23 protein-coding genes are annotated in these 22,979 nt (G+C 49.5%); 12 read left to right on the plus strand and 11 right to left on the minus strand.

The features are described from left to right. Positions 1-4 precede the first annotated feature (4 nt). The 5 genes from SPIBUDDY_RS05290 to SPIBUDDY_RS05310 all read left to right on the plus strand — a co-directional run bounded on the left by SPIBUDDY_RS05290 (position 5) and on the right by SPIBUDDY_RS05310 (position 3,076). A complete protein-coding gene (locus SPIBUDDY_RS05290; RefSeq protein WP_013606728.1) occupies positions 5-589 on the plus strand; it encodes a hypothetical protein in 585 nt (194 codons plus the stop codon). Between the two features lie 3 nt (positions 590-592). Further along, positions 593-1,354: a hypothetical protein gene (locus SPIBUDDY_RS05295; protein ID WP_013606729.1), complete on the plus strand. Its 762-nt coding sequence runs from the start codon at positions 593-595 to the stop codon at positions 1,352-1,354. Between the two features lie 11 nt (positions 1,355-1,365). Further along, positions 1,366-1,935, plus strand: coding sequence for a hypothetical protein (locus tag SPIBUDDY_RS05300; protein ID WP_013606730.1), 570 nt, complete (start codon positions 1,366-1,368; stop codon positions 1,933-1,935). 113 nt (positions 1,936-2,048) lie between these two features. Continuing rightward, entirely contained in the window at positions 2,049-2,456 is a 408-nt protein-coding gene (locus tag SPIBUDDY_RS05305; protein WP_013606731.1) for a rhodanese-like domain-containing protein, read from the plus strand. Beyond that, positions 2,456-3,076, plus strand: a complete 621-nt coding sequence (locus tag SPIBUDDY_RS05310; RefSeq protein ID WP_013606732.1) for a hypothetical protein — start codon at positions 2,456-2,458, stop codon at positions 3,074-3,076. Before SPIBUDDY_RS05305 ends, SPIBUDDY_RS05310 begins: the two co-directional genes overlap by 1 nt. Here SPIBUDDY_RS05310 and SPIBUDDY_RS15630 read toward each other — a convergent pair. From SPIBUDDY_RS15630 to SPIBUDDY_RS05330, 4 genes are all read right to left on the minus strand, one after another. Then, entirely contained in the window at positions 3,053-5,815 is a 2,763-nt protein-coding gene (locus SPIBUDDY_RS15630) for a diguanylate cyclase (protein WP_013606733.1), read from the minus strand. The genes SPIBUDDY_RS05310 and SPIBUDDY_RS15630 overlap by 24 nt on opposite strands. Further along, complete coding sequence (locus tag SPIBUDDY_RS05320) at positions 5,808-8,033, minus strand: putative bifunctional diguanylate cyclase/phosphodiesterase (RefSeq protein WP_041380596.1); 2,226 nt, start codon at positions 8,031-8,033, stop codon at positions 5,808-5,810. Before SPIBUDDY_RS05320 ends, SPIBUDDY_RS15630 begins: the two co-directional genes overlap by 8 nt. A gap of 68 nt (positions 8,034-8,101) precedes the next feature. Beyond that, a complete protein-coding gene (locus tag SPIBUDDY_RS05325) occupies positions 8,102-9,166 on the minus strand; it encodes a 4Fe-4S binding protein (RefSeq protein ID WP_013606735.1) in 1,065 nt (354 codons plus the stop codon). Continuing rightward, positions 9,163-9,918, minus strand: a complete 756-nt coding sequence (locus tag SPIBUDDY_RS05330) for a TspO/MBR family protein (RefSeq protein WP_013606736.1) — start codon at positions 9,916-9,918, stop codon at positions 9,163-9,165. The genes SPIBUDDY_RS05325 and SPIBUDDY_RS05330 overlap by 4 nt, the downstream gene beginning before the upstream one ends. Positions 9,919-10,034: 116 nt before the next feature. Here SPIBUDDY_RS05330 and mgrA point away from each other — a divergent pair, with 116 nt between their 5' ends. From mgrA to SPIBUDDY_RS05350, 4 genes are read left to right on the plus strand one after another with little or no spacing between them, the layout of a single operon-like run. Next, entirely contained in the window at positions 10,035-11,060 is a 1,026-nt protein-coding gene (gene mgrA, locus SPIBUDDY_RS05335; protein ID WP_013606737.1) for an L-glyceraldehyde 3-phosphate reductase, read from the plus strand. Positions 11,061-11,117: 57 nt separating this feature from the next. Further along, positions 11,118-11,594 (plus strand): glutathione peroxidase, encoded by a 477-nt coding sequence (locus SPIBUDDY_RS05340; protein ID WP_013606738.1) that lies wholly within the window; start codon positions 11,118-11,120, stop codon positions 11,592-11,594. After that, positions 11,594-12,082, plus strand: a complete 489-nt coding sequence (locus SPIBUDDY_RS05345; protein ID WP_013606739.1) for a MarR family winged helix-turn-helix transcriptional regulator — start codon at positions 11,594-11,596, stop codon at positions 12,080-12,082. Before SPIBUDDY_RS05340 ends, SPIBUDDY_RS05345 begins: the two co-directional genes overlap by 1 nt. Beyond that, positions 12,069-12,623, plus strand: coding sequence for a lipocalin family protein (locus SPIBUDDY_RS05350; RefSeq protein ID WP_013606740.1), 555 nt, complete (start codon positions 12,069-12,071; stop codon positions 12,621-12,623). The genes SPIBUDDY_RS05345 and SPIBUDDY_RS05350 overlap by 14 nt, the downstream gene beginning before the upstream one ends. A 64-nt stretch (positions 12,624-12,687) precedes the next feature. On the opposite strand, the gene pflA is transcribed toward SPIBUDDY_RS05350, so the two are convergent. Together pflA and pflB are read right to left on the minus strand one after the other, a co-directional pair. Next, positions 12,688-13,452: a pyruvate formate-lyase-activating protein gene (pflA, locus tag SPIBUDDY_RS05355; RefSeq protein WP_013606741.1), complete on the minus strand. Its 765-nt coding sequence runs from the start codon at positions 13,450-13,452 to the stop codon at positions 12,688-12,690. 9 nt (positions 13,453-13,461) lie between these two features. After that, positions 13,462-15,672 (minus strand): formate C-acetyltransferase, encoded by a 2,211-nt coding sequence (gene pflB / locus SPIBUDDY_RS05360; RefSeq protein WP_013606742.1) that lies wholly within the window; start codon positions 15,670-15,672, stop codon positions 13,462-13,464. Positions 15,673-15,786: 114 nt separating this feature from the next. Between pflB and SPIBUDDY_RS05365 the strand changes: the two genes are divergently transcribed. After that, positions 15,787-16,506 carry a Crp/Fnr family transcriptional regulator gene (locus SPIBUDDY_RS05365; protein ID WP_013606743.1) on the plus strand — a complete coding sequence of 240 codons (720 nt, stop codon included), beginning with the start codon at positions 15,787-15,789 and terminating at the stop codon, positions 16,504-16,506. Here SPIBUDDY_RS05365 and SPIBUDDY_RS05370 read toward each other — a convergent pair. Beyond that, positions 16,503-17,039, minus strand: a complete 537-nt coding sequence (locus SPIBUDDY_RS05370; RefSeq protein ID WP_013606744.1) for a permease — start codon at positions 17,037-17,039, stop codon at positions 16,503-16,505. The two genes, SPIBUDDY_RS05365 and SPIBUDDY_RS05370, sit on opposite strands and share 4 nt — an antisense overlap. Then, positions 17,036-17,521 carry a permease gene (locus SPIBUDDY_RS05375; RefSeq protein ID WP_013606745.1) on the minus strand — a complete coding sequence of 162 codons (486 nt, stop codon included), beginning with the start codon at positions 17,519-17,521 and terminating at the stop codon, positions 17,036-17,038. Before SPIBUDDY_RS05375 ends, SPIBUDDY_RS05370 begins: the two co-directional genes overlap by 4 nt. A 225-nt stretch (positions 17,522-17,746) precedes the next feature. On the opposite strand from SPIBUDDY_RS05375, the gene SPIBUDDY_RS05380 reads away from it, so the two are divergent. Next, positions 17,747-18,190 carry a CBS domain-containing protein gene (locus SPIBUDDY_RS05380; protein WP_013606746.1) on the plus strand — a complete coding sequence of 148 codons (444 nt, stop codon included), beginning with the start codon at positions 17,747-17,749 and terminating at the stop codon, positions 18,188-18,190. A gap of 100 nt (positions 18,191-18,290) precedes the next feature. After that, a complete protein-coding gene (locus SPIBUDDY_RS05385) occupies positions 18,291-19,514 on the plus strand; it encodes a DUF438 domain-containing protein (protein WP_013606747.1) in 1,224 nt (407 codons plus the stop codon). Positions 19,515-19,551: 37 nt separating this feature from the next. On the opposite strand, the gene SPIBUDDY_RS05390 is transcribed toward SPIBUDDY_RS05385, so the two are convergent. From SPIBUDDY_RS05390 to SPIBUDDY_RS05400, 3 genes are read right to left on the minus strand one after another with little or no spacing between them, the layout of a single operon-like run. Beyond that, a complete protein-coding gene (locus SPIBUDDY_RS05390) occupies positions 19,552-19,824 on the minus strand; it encodes a hypothetical protein (protein ID WP_013606748.1) in 273 nt (90 codons plus the stop codon). A gap of 7 nt (positions 19,825-19,831) precedes the next feature. Then, on the minus strand, positions 19,832-20,818 hold the full coding sequence (locus SPIBUDDY_RS05395) for a polyprenyl synthetase family protein (protein ID WP_013606749.1): 987 nt from the start codon (positions 20,816-20,818) through the stop codon (positions 19,832-19,834). A gap of 6 nt (positions 20,819-20,824) precedes the next feature. Next, a complete protein-coding gene (locus SPIBUDDY_RS05400; RefSeq protein ID WP_013606750.1) occupies positions 20,825-22,930 on the minus strand; it encodes an FAD-dependent oxidoreductase in 2,106 nt (701 codons plus the stop codon). Positions 22,931-22,979 lie beyond the last annotated feature (49 nt).

Genomic DNA, 22,979 nt, shown 5'->3' on the forward strand with positions numbered 1-22,979 from the left:
CACAATGAAAACAAAGTATGCGGTAATCGCACTCGTTTTGCTGGCACTCACCTTGAGTGGATGTTCATCGACCAAAGTCAAGGAAGCTCCGGCTCCTGCCCGTCCTGTAATAATCGGCGCTGAAGGCATCCCCCAGCCGGAGTGGGTCTATAAGACAGTCTCCACCCAGGATGTGCATTTTGAGACTGGGTATGGAAAAATGAGCGACAAGCAGAATTCCATCAAACGAGCTACCGTGGAAGCCAAGAATAAGATTGCCGCTTGGGTGAGTACGTCGGTCAAGGAAGTAGTTGTCACGTACGTCAATGATGCCGGCAGTGGAGCGGACCGCCAAGCTCTTGATGCTATGGAAGTGATCAGCCAGCAGGTTGCAGAAGCTACGCTCAGCGGAGTGACCACCGAAGAGGTCTGGGTCGACGCTGAAGGTGGAGTCTGGGTGCTTTGCTCCATTCCGATGGCCAACATCGAAAAGAATTTTGAACCGGCCGCTGAAGCCGTTGCAGAAGCTTTCGTAGAAAGTGATGCTGCAGCAGCTGCAAATGCGAAAATGAAAGACGCTTTTGCCAATCTGCTGAAGGGAGCAATGTAAGCTTTGCCCTTCAGAAGAAGCCATCTCCTGCTCTGCCTGTGTATACTTCTGTTTTTCGGTGGTTGTACAACCATCAAGCAGGAGAGCGGTGGTGATGCGCTTTCGCTTTTGGATGTCAGCAGGTATCCCGGTAATGTCTATGTAGGCGTTTCCGGGCCGTATTCCACCAAAAAGAGGATGGTTGAAGAAGCCATCCTCTCTGCTGCCAAAAGCATTCATCTCAATAGGGCACTTGCCTTGGATAGTCGTTTGGTCACCAGTTATCACTCGAGCGTGGGGCTCAAATCCTTCGCTACCGAGGAGGGTGCCTATTTTGACGATACGGCAATGGCAAAAACAATTGAGAACCTTGAAGTACTCTCGATCCAATTTGATGCGCATGCGGGAGCTGTAGTGTTGGTTGCATTTCCTGAACAGAAAGCACAACCGCGTATCTACCAATCGGTCTTTGATGAGATGGGCAAGCCTACTTGGCTGAAAACCTATCCCGAGGTTGATGGGTATCGTTTCGGCATAGGCTCGGCAAAACGCCATTACTTTTTGAATGACTCGTTGGAAGCTGCTGATTTTGCAGCTGCGCAGAACCTGCTTGACCTGAAAACCGATCATGCATTGTCGGTGGAGAAAGTCAGTACGCACAATGAGCAGATGCAACGGGATCTCTATCAGGCCCAACGGGGCCTTTTGACCGGATTCACCGTCCTTGCCAGATATTATGACAAGGAAACTCAGACGTACTGGAGCTTGGCCTCCTGCTATGAATAAAGGATGTATCTATGAAACGAACGTTGATTGTATTGCTGATAAGTATGTTGCTGCTTGCAAGCTGCGCCACACCAAAAACAAATTCCGATGGATCTCCGTATTGGACGACCCATTCACCAAAAAATACAAAGGCTATACACTATGAAGTAGCCTCCGCCAAGCAATCCACCCCGCAATTGAGTCAGCTTCGTGCGGAATCATCTGCGAAGGACGCCATAGGCCGATGGGCATCCACCAATGTGGATAACGCACTGGTCACCTTCATCGAAGAAGCAGGGGAAGTACTTAAGACCAAGCAGATGCTTGAAGTTCTGCAAAATCTGAGTATCCAGACAGTCAATATCGGACTCAGGGGAGTTGTCTTTGAGGAACGTTATACGGCCCCCGATGGAACTGTATGGGTGCTTGCTTCGTATCCTGTCAAGAATCTTAAGGATGCTTACAAGAAGCAGGCAGTTGAACTTGAACAACGTATAGCACTCGCCCAGGCGAATGCCCAGGAAGCGCAGGCAAAGGCTATTCAGGCTGAAGCGATGCTTGCATTCCTTGATGCACAGCTGGATCGGGATATCGAAGAATAAGCATTTTGTTTGACCTATCAAGAGCCAAGAGATGTTTCTCTTGGCTTTTTGTGAGTCCACCAGTTGACGTATTGCTGGGATTTTGCCATCTTGAGCAGAGGAGAACCCAGTAAATGAGTAAGATATATATCATCCTGCTGCTTATTCTTGTTATTGTCCTGTTTGTTTCGTTTAAGAACCAACAGGTCAAGCCAGTGCAAGGCAGTGCTGCTTCCTATAAGAAAATTACCGCCCAAGAGGCGATGAATCTGATGCAAAGTGGTCAGAAACTGACCATCGTCGATGTCCGTACTCCCAGTGAATATGAGAGTGGGCATATTCAAGGGGCGATCAACGTACCCAACGAAAGTATTGCTACCAGCGTTGTATCAGCACTCCCTGATTTGGATGCCACCATTCTAGTCTACTGCAGAAGCGGCGCACGCAGTGCCCAGGCTGCCAAGAAGCTTTTGGCGATCGGGTATACGAATGTCACAGATTTCGGCGGAATCATCAATTGGCCGTACGAGGTAGTGCGATAGTGAATAGTGCGTTGTATCTCAAACACCCCGAGTATCTGACTATTGTCGATGATCAGGGGGCCCTCTTTCACGGTGCAGACCAAGAGTGGTTTCCCCTGTTGTGGCAACGCAAGGCCGGTTGTGGTCCAACTACTGCAAGCCACCTGGTATTGTACAACAGGCATGATTCGCGGCCGAGTAATAAACCAGACATGGTACGTCTGATGGATACTATGTGGACTCACATCACGCCCGGCATAATGGGAGTGCATTTAGTCAGTCAGTTCACCAAAGGCCTGAGCAGATTCCTTGCTGAACATGCATTGCCGTATTCCATTACCAGTATTACCGTGGCAAAAGATCGTGCGAAGCGGGTGGGTTTTGAGCAGATTGTCGCATTCATAGAAGGTGCATTACTCATCGATCAGCCGGTGGCTTTTCTCAATCTCTCATCGGGAGAAGTCAAAAACCTGGATTCGTGGCACTGGGTGACCATTGTAGGCTTGGAACACACCGAAAATGGTGTATTGATCCACGTGTACGACGGGGGAACCCAATGGGTGATAGACTTGAAGCTTTGGTATGAGACTACGGTGCGTTCCGGTGGTTTTGTCAGCTTACAGCGCACTCAGGATCTGTGACACCATCGCAGGATCGACTTCATTTCCTGCTAGTTGAGTCAAGATTTCCCTTTTTTTCTCAGGTGAACAATCCTGCAATCCCTCCCGTTCCCACACCTCTGCAAGGCGCAGCACTCGGGAGATGTACGGGATTTCTTCTGCACAGAGTCCCTTCAGATAACCCGTTCCATCCCATCGCTCGTGGTGATGCAACACCAAGGGAGCCAAGTCGATGGTTTCCTCAAAGGTATTGAGAATCCTGAATCCAGAACTTACATGTTCTTGGTATTCTCGCTGCATTGCCGGATCGCGGCCCTTGGCATTGATCAGTTTCGTGTCCAAAACCACCTTACCGATGTCATGGTAATATCCTGCACGGCAAATGAGGCTCAAATCTTCACTGCTGACCTGCAACAGTTTGCCGATAAGCCTAGCATGGTTTTGTACTTTTGCCGCATGGTCTCTTTCCTTGGGTGCCTTGGTAAAAAGCATATTGGTAAGGACTTCCAGCTGCTGCCGTTGGGTTTCCGTGCGTCTGAGCGTCTTCTGGCGATACATGCGGTCTTCGGCCACATCGAACATATCGTGAATCCTCTCATCCCTGCCAGTTTTGGTCGCCCAACCTAAGGCTATGCTCCTTCTCCCTGCCAATACACTCTTCTGATCGAGGTTTGCTTGAATCCTCTCAACCACCTCCTGGGCGGTAGCATTGCTGGTATTCGGAAGCAGAATTACAAATTCATCCCCACCGATGCGACTGATAATGTCCGTCTTTCTGCAGGAGGCTGTGAGCACGTTGGCGACATCGATCAGCAAGGCATCCCCGGCGGTGTGTCCGAAAATATCATTGGTGAGTTTCAAGCCATTTACATCACCGACGATGATGGAGAAGGGAAGGTCTTTTTCCCGATCGATACTGATGAGTTTTTCATCGAAGAAGGCTCTGTTGTTAAGCCCGGTCAATTGGTCATGAAAGCTGAGGAATTCAATCTTTTCAAGGTTGGCCTTGCGCTCGGTATTATTGGTGAAGGTGACAACAGCACCGACTACGACTTCTTCCTTGATTTGCGGATATGAGTAGCATAATACAGCAAAATACGTTGCATCCTTTCTCCAGAAAACATCGTTCTCCATTTCAACGCCGATTCCGCTGACAAGGGTGTTTCGTATCGGACAGTCACGTTCATCTATTGGGTTTCCGTCGGCGGTACTATGGTGGATGAGTGCATGGATATTCTTGCCCAGAAGTTCCTGCTCATTATCATAGCCTAGCAAGGAGAGGCAACTTGTATTGCAAAACGTGCAAAGCCCTTGTTGGTCGATACCGAAAATTCCTTCAGCAGTGGAATCCAGAATCAAGCGAAGGCTTTGTTGGCTTGCTTCAAGCTCCAATTCCTTTTGCTGTTTGATCATGGAAGTATGAATGCTACCAAAGAGCAACTTCACTTGGTAGCCTTCCTGCTCTCTATATCCAGAAGGATTGTTTGCAAGCAGGACTATCCCGGCAAGCCTCTGGTCGACAAAATACGCAATGGTGATCAAGCAAGTAAGCTCTTCGTCGGGTAACTCGAGATAGTCGCAAAGCGGACACGATAGTGGTGCTTGGTTTTGGATTAACGTACCACTGTCGGAAAGCAGGGTTTTGTAGTGTTGGTTCAGTTCGGCCGGCAAGTGCGAAGTGGAGGGGGAAATGTTGCCGTACCATGCCTGAACATGCAACGGCTCATCAGCAGAGTCAGCGATCAACAAGAGCCCGAAGGTGCTCTGCGTCAGCTCGGCTACCCTGTGTAATGCCACTCGCAATCTGTCTTCAGTCTTTTCATAGGATGCGAGTATATCGACCAACAACGCCGATCTCTTGAGGTTTTGCTTCAAGTCCTTTTCCTGTTGGACCTGTTCGGTGATATCGACCACAAAGGTCCCAAGTCCTGGTTTGCCATCAGGCAGGATGAGGGGGAATGTATTGATCCTATAGGTGCAATTGTTCCAGGTTGCTGTATGTTCCTGGCGCCTTTGCTCGGCCATCACTACTTCATCATTGTATTGAAGTTGTGAAGCAAAACCAGGGTGAACAATGTTCTCAATTGTAGTATCCAGCAGCTGGTCGGCTTGTTTGCCTACAAACTGCTCCAGAGCCGCATTCACAAACTTTAGGTTCCCATTTTCATCCTGGACATAGCTGATACGTCTGTCGGCATCCAAAAAATTCTGCAATAGCTTGATGGAATAGTCTTGCAGCTTCCGTTGTTGTTGCAGGGTATGCATAAGCCTGATCTGGAGCACCAAAAAGAGTACGATGAAGAGACCTGATACGAGCAGCAGGGTAAACAACGCAATGGAAAGGATGCGGCTTCTGATCAAAAGCAGTTCCTGATCGGTCCTGTCCTGCAGGAGAATCAGGTAATAATAGGTACCATCGCTGACGACACTCTGCACACCCACCTGCAGGTAGCCATTTTTTCCATCAGCCCGTTGATACGTGACTGATTTTCCCTGCAAATGGTTGATGCTTTGGTCCTTAAGGCTCAGCAGCGAAAGAAAGGAACGTCCGGTGAGTCGCTCGGAGGGGAGGGCGAAAAAGCTGGAGGAGATGGGATTGGCATAGACAATGATTTTACTCTCTGCTTCCACCAAAAAGACAGGATTGCTCATATGCTCGATGGCAGCATCGAGCGTTGGAAGATCAGATGACCAGAGCGTCAGCGATGAGCTACAGAGAAGGAGGAAGAAAACCAATCTTTTGGGGCACAGGTTACGCATCACCGACCTCCAAGAGTTGCAATGCCTGCTCCCTGCCAACCGGTCTGCTGTACAAATAGCCCTGGACATAATCACAACCAAGTTTTTGCAATTCACTTTCTTGCTCTTCTGTCTCAACACCTTCGGCAATAACAAGTTTCTCAATATGGTGTGCCAAGGAGATGATGTCACTGACAAAACCATTCTCGCTGTTTGTCTTCAGTTTCTCCACGAATGACTTATCCAATTTCAAGTAATCGATTTCCAAAGTTTCCAAGCGGCTGAGTGAGGAGTACCCGGTACCGAAATCGTCGATGGAAATCAGGATTCCCAGGTTTCTGAGTTCCCTCAATTGGGAGGAAATGAATTGGATGTCCTTGGCAAAGACTGATTCAGTCAGTTCTATCTCCAGTTGATTGAGCGGGATTTGCTTTTCCTTAGTCAGATTAAGCAAATAGGTGATAAAAGGTTCCTCCATCAACTGGAGGGCCGATACGTTGACGGCTACCGATACATCGTATATTCCCAGCCCTTGTAGTTCGTTGATGAAGTCACAGGCGATGGAAAGGATCTTCTTCCCGAGTGGAATAATGAGCTGACGTTTTTCGGCAATGTCTATGAACTCAACAGGACTGATTGATCCCAACTTCTTGCTTTTCATCCGGGCAAGGGCTTCAAAACTGACAATTTGGGCAGCGTCACTGTCATAGATCGGCTGATACACAAGACTGAGGATTCCTTCATCCCCATGCAGAGCGGCCTTGATTTCCTGCTCGATGGTATCGGCTCTGACAAGTCTCTCCTCCAGTTCGGAGTTGTACACCTGGATTTGGTGGGTGGGAGAAGTTGCATTCAATGCGATCAGGGCTTCCTTGAGCAACCGTGTTGCATCATGAAAAGGCCCGATACTCTGCACCAAACCGATGGAAACCTCAATGGAACCAATCAACCCGGTTTCCTGTTTGATGTTCAGCAGCTGCTGACAGATTGAGAGCAAGTATTCCAAGGATTCCTCGTCCCTGATCACCAAGAGGAAGCGGTCATCGGAGAGTCGGAATGGTTGCATGGCCTCCCAGGCAATCGAGCGCGCTCTGAGGTGTTGGGCTATGTTGATAAGCACCTTGTCGCCATGGTCATATCCATACAGGATGTTCAACAGCCTGAAGTTCAGCGGATTGAGCACCACCAATGCAAGATGCTGACAGCGTATTTCTTCTAGGTAGGCATGATAGTTTCTCAAGTTGGGCAGACCGGTAAGTTCATCGAGGTATGCGAGGCTGAGAATACGTCGATTCTTACGATAGACGGTAAAGAGGGAGTATGCAAAAAGCAGATAGAATACCAGCAAGGCCGAAGCTATGATCACCGTAAGCCTCAGTATGAGTTGTTCCATCTTTGACAAATCATAGAATAGGACCAAGGATCCGGCAAACGCCTCCTTGAGGGTGATGGGAAGATGAAGAGCCAGATAGTTGGTCCCTTCCCAGGAGATTCGACTAAACGAGGTTTCAGAGATAGGCAAGCCGACGTTATCAGGCTGTATCACCGAGCCGATGAGTGAGATGTCGGAGGCTGCCAGTACTTTGCGCTCAGGATCGAGGTATGCAAGCCGGGTGTGTTTGGCATCTTTGCTCAGCCGCTCAACAATATATTGTGGTTCGAACTGAGCATACAACGCTTTGATGTTGGAAGCCAGAATACCGACTTGTACCATTCCCCCTTGTGGGAATCGATAATACCCATACTTGTAAAGCGTTCCACTTTCGGTATCGGCCCTGATTACTTCAGCTTGGAACAACTGTCCGCTTTCATAGAATATACTGATAGGATGGTCTGGCGGGGAGACCCATCCAATATAGTTGTTGTCGCTTGAGTGGGTGATGTTCAAATTATTGTCATATACGTAGATGACATCAACATCAAGGTTTGCTGCCATCGTGGAAAGCAACTCATTGGAAAAGGGTAATGTGTACTTGCTCACCGTAACCCCTGCCACCTTGAGGGTGCTTTCCATCTGTTGGTCAAGCTGGTACTCGGCATCGATGACGGTACTCAGGATGCTGGTATAGCTTTTGGCCAACAGGGAGGCTTCCTGGACCCGTTCCTGATAATAGAATGAGGAGAGTGAATTGACAACCAGAAGCCCGGCGGCCAAGAAGAGCATGAGAATGAGGATTGCAGGCACAATGACCGACTTCCATGAATTGAGGTTTTTTTTGTTTTTTGGAAAGTCCTGCACGTTCACACTCCCCTTGATACGTGATTTGCATCCTACCATCGGCTCAGGTACTCGTCAACAAGACTGCACTATTCTTGCTTGTTCTTTATCTTGGGTTGAAGATATGACAAAAACGTTGTCTCATAGCGAAGCGTATGTTTCGGACAAGCATCCACGCAGTGGCCGCAACCTACGCAGCGAGATGAATGAACCGCCAAGGCTTTGCTTGCTTTTTCTTGGATCGGGATGGAGAGAGGGCAGGCACGGTCGCAGGCACCGCAGCCGATGCAGGAGGTGACATCGGTTCGTATGTGCATTCTCCCAAGTTTTGACAACAAGGACAGAACAGCTCCCAAGGGGCAAAGGTGGCAATAGAACCTACCGCTTAAGGCAACCCAGAAGGCCATTGCTAGAATGAGGTTGGCTCCCAGGTACCAGATAAGCTCCAGACCTCGGACGATGGAGATGGTAGATTGCAACACTTCGAAGTAGGGAATGAGCATCCAAAAGAGGGTGAATGATAGCGCAAGCACCAGATAGAACATGCGGATATGGGTGACTATCATCAGGGATTTCTTACCCAAAGGTTTGTGTTTCTTGCCGAAAAGAGGGATAGCCGGGTCGAATATCTCGGCTGCAAACCCGTTGAAGAGGCACAGTGAAGAGCATTGCAATCTTCGGCCGAACAGCACTGTCCCGATTGCAATGAACCCGCTGTAGACCCAGAAAAAGCGGAGGACGAAGCGGATCCCTCCAAGCCCGAGCGTTTGCAGATGACTTTGGTAGAAGGCTGATCCTTCATAGCTGGCTTGCAAGCCCAGGGTGGTCCAAGGAAGCGGCATAGCAAAGAAGTAGATTTCAGGGTTGTTGGTTGCTATTGGTAGGACGATGTGCAGAACGAGAGCGGCCAGAAAGAATCTTCTCAGATTTTTGTAGCGCATCTCATGGTGCCCTTTTGCCTTGGTGATGCGATAGGTAAGCAGGCCGCAGACAAGGATCAACAAGGTCTTTCCTTCGTTTTCGTAGGCATGCCAATACGGTGCAACAGCTTTTGCAATCACCTCATTCGAGCCTTGGTTGAGGCCGGCAAGAATGAGACAAAACAGAATGTAAAAAAAAAGAAGGATGCGTAGCGTTGTTACTTCCCGTTTCATATACTCTTTGGATTTCTGAAAAGCAAGCCCAGAGCGATAATGAAGGCTCCCAAAGCCAGGCAGACCACCACGATGATCAAAGTGTACCGGGATGCGAATCCTTCTGGTGAAGTATGCTTGATGAGAATACCGGCATACGCCCAAATCAGGGTAATCAGGTATGCTTTCTCCTTGGTCTTGAAGGCCCAAGCCAGGCCGATTAGGATTCCCACCACCAATACAATGGCTGTCCATACAGGTTCGGAGATCCCGAATCCTGTGAAATTTGCTGAAACAAGGAGTGTTGTTATGTTGGCGATGGTGGCCACGGTAATCCAACCAAGGTAGACGGCGAAGGGAATGCGTACCGCCCAGATTGCTGTACGGTCGAATTTCATGTTCTGGATCAGGAGATTGATACGGATCAGCAGAACGAGAATGCAAAGCATCAACACTACCGACAACCCGATCTTATGATAGTGCCAGCTGAATATCCACAGGGTGTTTGCTACCGAGGAGAGGGTGAAAAGGATGCCGATGGTATCCAATTTGCCCTTTCCCTTATTGGTGAACTGATAGATGGTATGCAGGGCGAGCAACAGGTAGATGACCCCCCAAATGGAGAAGGTGATGCCTGCTGGAGCGAACAGATTTGGGTAGGAGTCGGAGACAGCTCCTGTATTCATGCCTGCAATCGGAAGAATGTTGGCAAGGGCATTTACGGTAACCATGACCAAATAGCTGAGAGCAACAAGAACGGGGACTCGTTTCATACAACCTCCAGACAGATGGATCTCTTGCTGTCAGTCTATCAGCGAAACGAGAGAAGTCAAAACAAATAGAGCAGAAGCGTATTGTATTGTATACTAGCCTATACAAGGAGTTGCCAATGTATAAACCAAATCCTCAGCGTTACGATGCCATGTTGTATAATCGGTGTGGCAAAAGCGGCTTGAAGCTGCCTGCCATCTCACTCGGACTGTGGCAGAACTTCGGAGATCAGACATCTTTGGCGAATGCAAGAAAAATGTTGCATACGGCTTTTGATCTCGGTATCACCCACTTCGACTTGGCCAACAATTATGGGCCTCCCCCTGGTTCTGCAGAGCTTAACTTTGGAAAGCTTTTGGCTCAGGATTTTGCTTCCTACCGTGATGAATTGGTCATCTCCACCAAGGCCGGGTATCTGATGACTCCCGGTCCTTATGGGGAGTGGGGAAGCCGCAAATATCTTTTGAACAGTCTCGATGCAAGCCTGATGCGAATGGGCCTTGAGTATGTGGATATTTTCTACTCACACCGCTTTGATCCCGACACCCCCCTTGAGGAGACCATGGGGGCATTGGCTACTGCATACCATAGCGGAAAGTGCCTCTATGTGGGCATTTCCTCCTATTCGGCCGCCAAGACAAAGGAAGCGTATTCCCTTCTCAAGCAGATGGGTATTCCTTTGCTCATTCACCAACCCTCCTATTCCATGCTCAATCGTTGGGTTGAGGCAGATCTGTTGGGTACGTTGGATGAACTGGGAGTGGGGACCATCTGCTTCTCTCCCTTGGCCCAGGGCATGTTGACCGATCGCTACTTAGAGGATATTCCGCAGGGTAGCCGTGCTTCACGCCAAGGCAGTTCACTTTCCCAGAACATGCTCAGTGAGGAGAATCTGGCCCATATCCGTTCTCTCAACGATATTGCCAAAGAGCGTGGGCAAAGCTTACCGCAAATGGCTTTGGCTTGGTGTCTGAGACGAAAGGAGATAACCAGCGTCCTTATCGGTGCAAGTTCTGCTGAACAGGTTAGCGAAAATGTGGCTGCTTTGCAGAATTTGGTTTTCTCATCGGACGAGCTTGCAAAGATTGATGCGTACGCAAAGGATGGAAATATCAATCTTTGGGCTCGATCCAGCAAGGATTGACAAGAATATTTGCTTCTGTTATATTGTTCGCAACTTAATTGAATAAAAGGAATGCGTATGCAAGCCATATATGATTTCAAGGCAGTTGCGAACAATCAGCGTGAATTCGACTTTTCCACGTTGCAGGGCAAGACCCTGCTGATTGTCAATACTGCCAGCAAATGTGGATTTTCACCTCAGTACGACGATTTGGAGAAACTGTACCAACAGTTCAAGGACTCCAATTTTTTGGTCATCGGATTCCCCTGTGACCAATTTGCGCATCAGGAACCCGGCAGTGATGCTGACATTGCAGAGTACTGCAGGGTGAATCATGGTGTTACTTTTCCGCTTATGAGTAAGATAGAAGTCAACGGAAAGAATACCCACCCCGTTTTTGCATTCCTGAAACAACAAGCTCCGGGAAAACTTGGTAGTACCATCAAATGGAATTTCACCAAGTTCTTGGTTGAGAAGGACGGGGTGACCGTACACCGGTATGCACCCACTGAATCCCCGCTCTCGCTGATCCCGACTCTGAAGGAGATACTCTAATGGCCCATGACCAACTCTTGCTTTCCAATCAACTTTGTTTTCGCTTCTATGCCTTGGAACGGGAGCTCATGGCTGCCTACCGACCTCTTCTCGATCATCTGGGTCTGACCTATGCCCAGTACATCACACTGCTCTATCTATGGGAGCATGAGAAAGCGACGGTTGGAGAACTGTGCAGTGCCTTGAGCCTCGATACAGGGACTATGTCACCACTGCTCAAGCGCTTGGAATCGGCCGGTCTCATCGAACGACACCGCCTTGTCAGCGATGAACGGACTGTTGAGGTCATCCTCACCCAAAAAGGCCGTGAATTGGAGCAGAAGGCTGTTTCCATTCCCAGTCATATAGCAACCTGCCTGCTCAGCAGCGACCGCGATGAGCAAGGCAAGAAATATGCACAATTGAGGCAGATGCTCGATGAGACGCTCGAGCAACTCAAGCAAACTCGCAGGCAACGGGATGGAGGAAGGTACTATGAAGCCAAGTAAGAAGGCGGGGTTGTTTGTCATCGCTCTTGTTGTGATGATAACGTTGGCCGGATGTGCCACGACGGTGCCGGAGGCTGAGAAATTGAAAACAGTGGATTCCCTTGATTTGAATCGGTATCTTGGTTCTTGGTATGAGGTTGGACGGTATCAGCACCCCTTTGAGAAGAATCTGGTAGGGGCGAAAGCTGAGTATACGTTGCGTGACGATGGGCGCATCCAGGTTGTAAATAGTGGATTGAAGAAGACTCTCGATGGCAAACTTACTTCGGTCAAAGCTGTAGCCTGGAGACCCAATGAATCCGCACAGGGGCGTCTGAAGGTAAAGTTCTTTGGCTTGTTCACTTCCGACTACCTTGTTTTCGGTCTTGACCAGGAAACCTATCAGTGGGCAGTGGTCGGCAATGATTCTCGAGAATTTCTCTGGTTCCTTTCCCGTACGCCCACCATCAGTGATGAGGTGCTGCAAACCATGAAGGCTATTGCCATTGAGCAGGGCTATGCTATGGAAAAACTCTTTCTGGTACCACAAAAGTTGCGATAAGCAAAGCCCCTATTGTTTTCGTTTTCAAGCAGGACTTGCCACTATTGGCAAGTCCTGTTTGTATTCAACCGACCTTGTTTTCTTTCTCTTCTCCAAGATTGGTCATCAGGACCTTCAGGCCCTGCGCTTCAAACACCGAGCGGGCCATGCGAAGCTGCTTGGCTGTAGGCTCGGGAACATCCTTGAAGGAGTAGTGCAGTTTCAACTGCTCCCACTTGTACTGTCCCATCCGATGGTAGGGAAGCAGTTCGATCTGCTCGATGCAGCTGAAGGCTGTAAGAAAGGCTGCCAGTTCTTCTAGCCGTTGTTCATCGAGTGTCCATCCGGGAACCAACACATGCCTTAGCCATACCTTCTTGCCGATACTTTGGCAGTAGGCAAGGGTGGAGAGGGTGTTTGCATTTCCCATTCCGGTAAGGCTGAAGCACAGTTTGTCATCCAAGCTCTTGATATCCAAAAGGATCAAGTCCGCTGCATCCAGCACCGGTTTTGACAGCTCCAAGGGGACGCTGCCAGCCGTATCGAGTGCAGTATGAAGACCTTCCTGTTTCAGGCGCTTGAGCAATGCAAGGGCGAACTGTGGCTGCTTCAGCGGCTCGCCGCCGCTGATGGTAACACCGCCCTTGGCAATGAAATTCCGGTAGCCCAGAATTTCTTGGACCAAATCCTCGCTGTCCGAAAGATTTCCCCCGTTCAGATTCCAGGTATCGGGATTATGGCAATACCGGCATCTGAGTGAGCACCCTTGCAAAAACACAACATACCTGAGACCCGGACCATCCAAGGTTCCAAAACTTTCCACGGAGTGGACAGATCCAATCACTGACATGGCTTCTCCTTACAGGGATTCGTGGAAGGTGCGGTGAATGACATCAAGCTGCTGTTCTCGCGTTAGCTTGATGAAGTTGACCGCATACCCGCTGACCCTGATCGTCAGCTGGGGATACTTCTCCGGGTGATCCATGGCGTCCAGCAGCGTGCTCTTCTCCATGACGTTCACATTGATGTGATGGCCCGTCTGGGCAAAGTACCCGTCCATGAGGGTGGTAAGATTGGCAATCTGCATCCCCGTGTTCTTTCCAAGTGTGGAAGGAACAATGGAGAAGGTGTAACTGATACCATCTTGGGCGTAGGCATACGGTAGCTTCGCTACACTCTTCATGCTGGCAACACAGCCCTTTTGGTCTCTTCCATGCATCGGGTTCGCTCCCGGTGCAAACGGTTCGCCTGCTTTTCTCCCATCGGGGGTGGAGCCGGTCTTCTTGCCATAGACTACATTGCTGGTGATGGTCAACACTGAAAGGGTGGGGATGCTCTTTCGGTAGGTGGTGTGCTTCTTCATTTTCTGCATGAAGGACTTCACCAGGTCCCGTGCGATGGCATCGACGCGGTCATCGTCGTTTCCGTAGGTGGGGTAGGTTCCTTCGATTTCAAAATCAATGGCCAGTCCACTTGCGTCCCTGATCGGCTTCACCTTGGCATACTTGATGGCGGACAGGCTGTCAGCCACAACGCTCAGACCTGCAATCCCTCCGGCCATGGTTCTGACAATCGCTTCATCGTGCAACGCCATCTCAAGGCGTTCGTAGCTGTATTTGTCATGCATGAAATGGATGACGTTCAGCGTATCGATATACAGCTTGGCAAGCCAACCGCTCATCGTCTCAAAACGATCAAGAACCGTGGCATAGTCAAGGTACTCGTCCTGTATGGGGGCGAACTTCGGACCGATCTGCTCACCGCTTTTCTCATCGCGTCCGCCGTTGATGGCATATAGCAAGGTCTTGGCCAAATTTACACGGGCGCCGAAGAACTGCATCTGCTTTCCGATGCGCATTGCCGAGACGCAGCATGCAATACCATAATCGTCGCCATAGTCGGCTCTCATCAGATCGTCGTTCTCATACTGGATCGAGGAGGTTTCAATCGAAAGCTGTGCACAATAGTGCTTGAAGTCCTGAGGCAGGTTCTGGCTCCAAAGGACGGTGAGATTCGGTTCGGGTGCCGGCCCGAGGTTGGTCAGGCTGTGCAGGAAGCGGTAGCTCATCTTGGTGACCATGTGCCGTCCGTCAACGCATATGCCACCGATCGATTCGGTGACCCAAGTAGGGTCTCCGCTGAACAGCTGGTCGTACGAGGGGGTTCTCAGGAATCGGATGATTCTGAGTTTCATGATGAAGTGGTCGACCAACTCCTGAATTTCCGCCTCGCTGAAGGTTCCTTCCTTCAGGTCCCGTTCAGCATAGATGTCAAGGAACGTGGAAATACGGCCAAGGCTCATCGCAGCACCATTCTGTTCCTTGGTTGCTCCAAGGAAGGCAAAGTAGAGCCACTGGATTGCTTCTTTGGTATTGATCGCAGGCTTGGCGATATCACAGCCGTAGGAAAGGGCCATTTCCTTGAGCTCGACCAAGGAGCGGATTTGCTCGCTGAGCTCCTCGCGATCACGAATCACGTCCTCGGTCATTGCATCAAACGTATAGGTGCGCTTCGCTTCCTTCTTTTGCGCTATCAGGTAATCGATTCCGTAGAGGGGAACACGGCGGTAATCACCAATAATTCTTCCCCGCCCGTAGGCGTCGGGAAGGCCGGTGATGATGCCGCTATGGCGGACTTTCTTCATTTCATCGGTATAGACATCGAAAACACCGTCATTATGGGTTTTGCGGTAGGTAAAAACCGTATCCACATCCTCGGGCAGGGTTTTGCCGTAGGCTTCAAGCTCGGTGTGTACCAACCTGATGCCCCCAAAGGGCATGATTGCACGCTTCAGCGGCTGGTCGGTTTGCAGTCCTACTATCTGTTCCAATTCCTGGTCGATATACCCGTTTTTGTGACTGGTGATGGTGGAGATGGTCTTTTCATCGATATCGTACATGCCGCCTCGTTGGCGTTCAATTGCAAGCAAATCCTTGAGCTTGTCCCAAAGCTGCACGGTGCGTTGTGTCGGACCCTGCAGGAAGGAAGCATCGCCATCGTAGGGGGTGTAATGCTCAACGATGAAAGCTCTCGTGTTGATTTCGTACTTCTGGTCTTCTCTATCGTCCATGGTGTTTCCTCTTTCACACGTTTCTCGTATACTTTTCTTAGCTTTGATATACCATGTTCAAAAAGTTTATACTGTGATTGAAATCACAAATTGAGTATTTCACTAGGAGATAGTATGGAAGCGTCCATTCAATGCCAGAGTTGTGTCAATGACCACTGCATCCGAAGCGTTCCGCTTTTTGCTTCCCTGCAACCTGAAGCGGTACATGCCCTCACTTCCCAAATGGAGCATACAAGCTTTCAGAAAGGGGAAATACTGATTCGTGAAGGGGATAGGGCGACCGGCTTCACTGTCATACGGAAAGGAAGCGCCAAAGCCTACCGGACCAATGCTGATGGCAGGGAGCAGATTCTCTATATTTTCCCAGCCAACGACTACTATGGTGCACGGTTCCTTTTTACCGAAGAGAGTGTTCCGTATACGGTCGAAGCATTGGAAGAAACCCACGTCTGCATCCTCAGTAAAGCACAGTTTGCCTCTCTGATTGAGGCGCACAGCTCAGTGGCACTGCAAATCATTGAGGCGATGGCAAATCGGATGAGCCGCCTTGAGACTGCCATGCAGAGCATGGGTGGCAGGAATGCTGACTTGAGGATTGCAAGCTTATTGCTCGAGTTCAAAGAGCCGTACGGACACTATAACGGCCCCTATATAGAAATAACCCTTCCTCTCAGTAGGGAAGGGTTGGCGAATTACCTCGGATTGGCTCGAGAGACGCTCAGCCGAAAACTGGCTCAATTCGAGAGTGATGGATTGATAGAGCAGATCGGGGCCAAGGTGATACGAATTGTGGACCTGCAGCGGTTGGTCAGCCTCTCTGTTATGGTCGACTAACCGTTCTGCTGAGTCTTCTCATAGATAGCCTCAATCTCTTTTTTCCCCATCAGGGCCTGCAATAGGTAGGCAATGATGATAATGCCGGGAATATCCACCAGAAGGCGGGTCAAGGCAAAGGGAATGCCTAATGCCGAGAATTCAAAGAGAATCATCGGGATCTTGGTTGTTGACCAGGCTCCGAGGAAAATCAGGACATTTGAGAACGTTACCCCTTTCTTCATGAAGACTGCAGCCACGGGAAACGCTCCATACAAAGGACCTGCGGCCGCCGAACCGATGAAGAGGGCCAAGAGAATCCCCTTGAGGCCGCTTCCTTCTCCCATATATTTGACCATGGTCTGCTTGGGCACCCAGATATCCAAAAGGCCCAGGAGCACGAAAATCGGGGGAATTATGAGCAGCATCTCCCGAAGCTGGTAGGCGGTTGTATTGAGTACCTGTTCGCCGAGTTCCCGATTGAAGAGGCCTGTCACCACCAAGGCTACCAATACTACCAAGAAAGAGCGATATCGCTTGAGAACTTGCTTCATACCAGAACCTCCATGACTTGTCCGATGACAAAGGCAACCAAGAACGAGAAAATGAAAGCAAGGCCGTTGCGATAGAATGCCATTTTTTTGCCAAAGTAGCGTATCTCAACCGGAAGGGTGACTATGCCGACCATCATCAACGTTGAGATGAAAGCGCCGATTTGCATGTATCCGGCACCTCCGTTGACCAAAAGAGCGGCAGTAGGGAAGGCAACGAAACCTGGAATCAGGGTGACGGCCCCGACAATGGCGGCGAGCAGGACTCCGAGCCATCCCGATTCAGAGCCGATGATTTTCAGAATCATTGCATGGTCCAACAAACTGAGCAGCAGGCTGACCAACAGAATGACGACCAGAAACTGGGGAAGGATATTTTCAAATGCTTTCCAAGCTTTCACAAGAGCCTTGTGAGTTTTCTGTTTATCCTTCACGAAGGAAAGGATGAGCAGAATGGCGGTGACACTGTAGAGGATGATGTTCATCAGGTTTGTTCCTTATGGTATCTATATAACGAATTTGTTTGCCAATGGCAACTATACAGCAATCCTGCAGGCAATCAAATCTTTCTTTATAGATAGAAAAATACCTATTCTAGTAATTAAGTAGGAATTTCTATGTTGTTGTACACAATTAGCTTGCGTATTTGAAAACCGTGAGGTACGCTTGAATTAGGAAAAGCGTAAAAATTGACATAGTGGAGGTAATGTATGGCAAATGTACAAACGATTCTGGATCAAAAAGGGAAATTAGTTATTAGTATTGGACCTGACGATGCCCTATCACATGCCCTTTTGAAACTTACCGAGCATAAAATTGGCGCGCTGTTGGTGCTCAATGAGCAGGGTGACATCAAGGGAATCCTCTCTGAACGAGACATTATCCGGCATTTCTCCAAGAGGCTCGAACACCTGAATACGGCTTCTATTAAGGTGCGGGAAGTGATGACCACCGGAGTAACCTATGTCAAACCGCATCAGAGTTCTGAAGACTGCCTCCATCTCATGACTGCAGGACACTTCCGTCACCTTCCGGTAGTCGAGGACGATAAAGTCATTGGTATGATTTCCATCGGGGATGTCGTTAAGGCTGCCTTGGACGAACGTGATTTCCAAATTGGAGAGCTTGAGCATTACATCACAAATGCTTACTAAGCTCAAAGATAGTTTGTTCAATTTTTACAGAAAAGCGCTTCCCTTGTGAGGCGCTTTTTATCATACTATAATAGTAGGAATTATGGTATAAGGAGAAATCATGGACGATAGAAAAATTGCGAGACTGAAAGAAATCATTGAGAAACTGCATAGCGGAGTCTCCAGTGATGCGGTGAAGATTGAGTTTGAAGCTGAATTCGGCACCGTAAGTGCAGAAGAATTGGCTGCAGCCGAGCGCAAGCTAATGGAAAGCGGTGCCATCCAAGTGGAGCAGGTGCAAAAGCTGTGTGATGTCCACGCCTCAGTCTTTGGCTCCAGCATAGAGGAGATTCACCAAGGCAAGCAGGCTGACAAGACACCGGGCCATCCCGCTTTTGTATTCATCCAGGAAAATGCCGGTTTGACTGAGTTCCTCGATACTGAATTCAGTTCTGCCGTAATGGCCTACAAACAGAAGAAAAGTGATGATGCTAAAGCCAATCTTCTTTCTGCATTGAAGAGTTTGAGCAAGCTGGACAAACACTATGCCCGCAAGGAGAATCTCTTTTTCCCGTATATGGAGAAGGCCGGCATAACCGCCCCTCCGAAAGTCATGTGGGGAGTGGATGATGAAATTCGGGATCTGTGGAAAGCTGCTATCCATAGCCTCCAAACTGATGGCAGCGTGCAGGAATCTGTGCTGGATAAGCTACTAGAACAGGTGCACAGCATGATCAACAAGGAGAACAATATCCTTATGCCGATGCTGCAGGGTGTCATGGATGGTGATGCATGGCTTACTGTCGCCCGTGATAGCGCCGATATCGGTTACTGTTTCAACGGTGGCATTGAGGGGGCAAGCCCTTCAGATGCTCTTACTTGGTATCGTTGGAATGCAAGCATGAGCGGCAAGCAGGATTTTGCTGTGAAGCAGGAGGACAGCGGTGAAATCGTATTGCCCAGTGGTCATTTTAACCTCGAGGAATTGACTTGGATGCTCAACACGCTTCCTGGTGATGTTACCTTTGTAGGAGTGGATGACAAAGTCCGGTATTTCAGCGAGGGCAAGGACAGGGTATTTCCGCGGACTCGCAGCATTGTTGGTCGCGAAGTAGCGTATTGCCATCCTCCCAAGAGCCTTGCAGTTGTACAAAAACTGGTGGAGGATTTTAAAGCCGGCCTGAAAGACAGTGAATCCTTTTGGATCCAGAAAGGGACCAGCTTCATCCTCATCCGCTATTTTGCCGTACGAAACGAGAAACAAGAGTATTTGGGTGTTGTCGAAGTGACCGAAGAAATTTCCTCACTGAGGAGTTTGGAAGGTCAGAAGACACTGCTCAGTTAAGCAGACGAGTTCTGGGGGAGAGTACTGGCTACTCTCCCTACAGCCCTTTTGGTTGTTTCAGCTGGTTGATGAATGCCAAATAGGCATAGATTTGTCCCTGGATCTCCGCATTCTTCAAAACGCCCCTGCCGCCCCAATCCTGTCCCTCATAGATGGTGAGGTGGTGAAATTCTCCTTCGAGGTCGATTACATTCAGCGGACTTATTTTCTGCCTAGTCTCCAAATAAAGCAACGTAGTTTCATATGCTTCACGGAAGGCCTGCTCCTCTCCAGTGAGGTCTGAATCGTAATCATTGTGTGTATTGTTCATGCTGTTCCTATACTGATCGTGTAGATAATTTGGTAAAAAGAGTGCTGAGTTGTCTCTCCACCTGGGGGTGTGCGAGGCGCTTGATATCGGAGAAGGCTCTCTTTTTGTATGATTCTGCAAGAATTTGAGCTTTTTGTACACCACCCAACGATTCAACCAGAATAAGTGCCTGTTTGACGGTTTTTTCCTTCAGAGGAGTCGAAGCCTGATACAAAAGATCGTGCAACTGTGTTTGTCCGTTTTCTCGTTCCTGCTTCAGCGCATAGATGAGCGGCAGGGTGGGGATCCCGCACTTGAGGTCATTGCCTGTATGTTTTCCCAACTTTGAGGAACTGCCTGCATAATCAAGGATGTCGTCCTGGATCTGGAAGGCCATTCCCATGCAGTATCCAATTCGATGGCACAGCATCTGCCTGGTCGGTTCCGATTCCTGCAGTGCGACACCAGCGTAACAACTTAAGGCAAACAGGCTTGCCGTTTTCCCTGCTATCCGGCGCAGATACGTGTGATGGGATATAAAAAAGTCGCCTTGGCCTGCATCCTGTTCCAGTTCACTTTCGCAAAGCCGACTCAGTGCACGAGAGACAACCCTGCTGTCCATTCCCCGTTCCTTGCCGCTGGTTAGCATCAAGGCTTTCGCCAGCAGGAAGTCACCGGCGAGTACTGCCTGTTTGGCTCCCACTTTAGCGAACACCGTCGATTTTCCCCTGCGTTTTGCAGCGGAGTCAATAATATCGTCGTGGACCAAGGAAGCGAGATGAATCAGCTCAAGAATGGATCCGACTCGTATAGCATCCTCTGTTACTTCTTGTTCACCCAAGGCACTGGTTATGAGAATCAGGGCGGGACGCAACATTTTCCCCACCGATTGCACATGGTCAAGCAAAATGGGGCGGATAAAGCCGTGAGCAGTAGCCACCGTGCTCTCGATGGTACTGCTTACGTTCATCAGGTTTTTTTTGAGTTCCTGCTCGTCATCCCAGAAATCGGTCATGCCTTCCTACTTTTTCCCGAGTTTCCGTTCCATCTGTCGTTTGGTGAACTCAGGTTCATCGAGATAGAAGTAGGTTTTCTTGGCAAGAGGAGTCTTATTCCACAGCCTCTTCAGGTAGGGCATCACCCAATAGTCCAGACCGAAGGCCTTACCGGCTCCTCCGAGCATGATAATGGAGACTGCCATGTACCAAAGAATCTCCTTGCCTGCAAGAGCTCCTATGAGGAACATAATCGACAGGCCGATGGAGACAATGGCTGCAGGGAAGGTAAACAGGCCTGCAAAGAGGGCAAGTCCGATACCGACTTCAGCGAGTACGATCATCAATTGGAACAGATACGGAGCCTGAGCCACAAAGGTATCGTTGATCCAGGTAAAGATAGCCAACGGCTCGGAAAGCAGGGGAGGTGCAAATTGCTTGACAGCGCCGGTTTCAGCCAAGGCTTGGCTGACAGAGGCAACGGTATCGACTACCGTTTGGCTGGCGGATGCCGCAGTTTCGACAACCCACTGGGTGGCTGAGGAGGAAGCTTCAACAGCACTTTGGCTGGCAGATGCAACAGCTTGCACCACTGGCTGACTGGAGTATGCAGCAGTCTGGCTTACGGAGGCTACGCTATCGGCAACAGCCTGACTTGCTGAGGCAACTGTTTCAGCAACACTTTGGCTTGCTGAAGCCCAGGCATCGGCGATGCCATCGGCTTTTGGGGCACCCCAATAGACTTTTGAACCGGTGGTGTCGGTAAGCCAGCCGTCCTTGATCTTGCCGATTCCTTCGATGAACCACATTACACCCAGATACATTCTGAGGAAGGTCGTCCAGTAGGAGGGAACCTTGTAGGAAGCCAAGCCTCCGATAAGGGAGCGGTTGTGTCTGATTTCCAAAATTTCGTGTTTGATATACGCCCAAGCACCGTTGACGCCGCAGACTCCGCTCTGATAGTAAATGTTTACCATATGCTTGAGGGCCATGGCAAAGAACCCTGACAAAGACATTCCTGCGGTATGGCTGACTGCATAGGTTCCCCCGATGGAGACCATGAAGCCGTGGAAATTTGACTTGAACGGTTTGGGATGCTCGGTTTTCAGGCCGAGTTCACTCTTTATTGCATAGGCAACGCCATCGGCGGCAGTCTTTGCAGTCTGCTCGGCGGCTTCGACAATCTGGGGCACTGCACGATTGTTTTCCAAGAACCACATACCATCACCGACTAAGTAGACGTTCTGGTAGTCAGGGCTCTGCATATATTCATTCACAAGCTTTCTGCCGATTTTTCCATCGGTAAGGGGAAGCTTTTCACAAAATTCGGTGCCGCGAACTCCACAGGTCCAGACCAGTGTCTTGGTCTTGATCACTTCACCGCTCTTGATCGAGAAGCCTTCTGCATCGACTTGGGTGATCAGGGAGTTGAGCTTAATCTCCACACCCTTCTTCTCAAGGTATTTGACGGCTTTGGCACGAGGCTTTTCCGGCAACATATTCAGGATGCTTCCCAATGCCTCAGCACTGATCAGCTTGCCTTCTTTTTTAAAGTCAATACCATTTTCCTTGCAAAGGATGGGCAGCCATTCAATCAATTCACCTACCAGCTCAATGCCGGTGAATCCGCCTCCGGCTACAACGAAGGTAAGCATCTGCTTGCGCTTCTCAGGGTCCGCTTCGCGGCTTGCATCCTTGACTACCTGCTCAATGTGGCAGCGGATGCGTAGTGCGTCCTCGAGACTCCACAGGTAGAAGGCATGCTCCTTGACACCGGGAATATTGAAGTCGGCAGTGGTGGCGCCGGTACCGATGATCAGCTGGTCATAGGAGTAATGGGCCCGTTCGCCTTTGAGGGTTTGATTCTTGAAATCAATGGTGGCAATGGTATCCTGTACTACCTTGACCATTTTGCCGGCGAATATGCGGTCGAAGGAAATTTTAACTGAATCTTCTTCGACTCGGTTTCCTGCAACTTCATGCAGTTCCGTCATGAGAATGTGGTGGCGGCCCTTATCGATCAAGGTAATCTCTACCTTGTCTTGGTGTTTCCTGAATGCTTTGTGCAAGGTTTTTGCAGCGTGTACTCCGGCGTATCCCCCGCCTAATACCACAATCTGTTTCTTGTCCATTGTTCCTTCCTTAATGACCCTTGTAGGCAAGGGCTTGCAATATGGTAAT

Origin of the sequence: Sphaerochaeta globosa str. Buddy (genome assembly GCF_000190435.1) — a bacterium.
In the GTDB taxonomy this organism is placed as follows: domain Bacteria; phylum Spirochaetota; class Spirochaetia; order Sphaerochaetales; family Sphaerochaetaceae; genus Sphaerochaeta; species Sphaerochaeta globosa.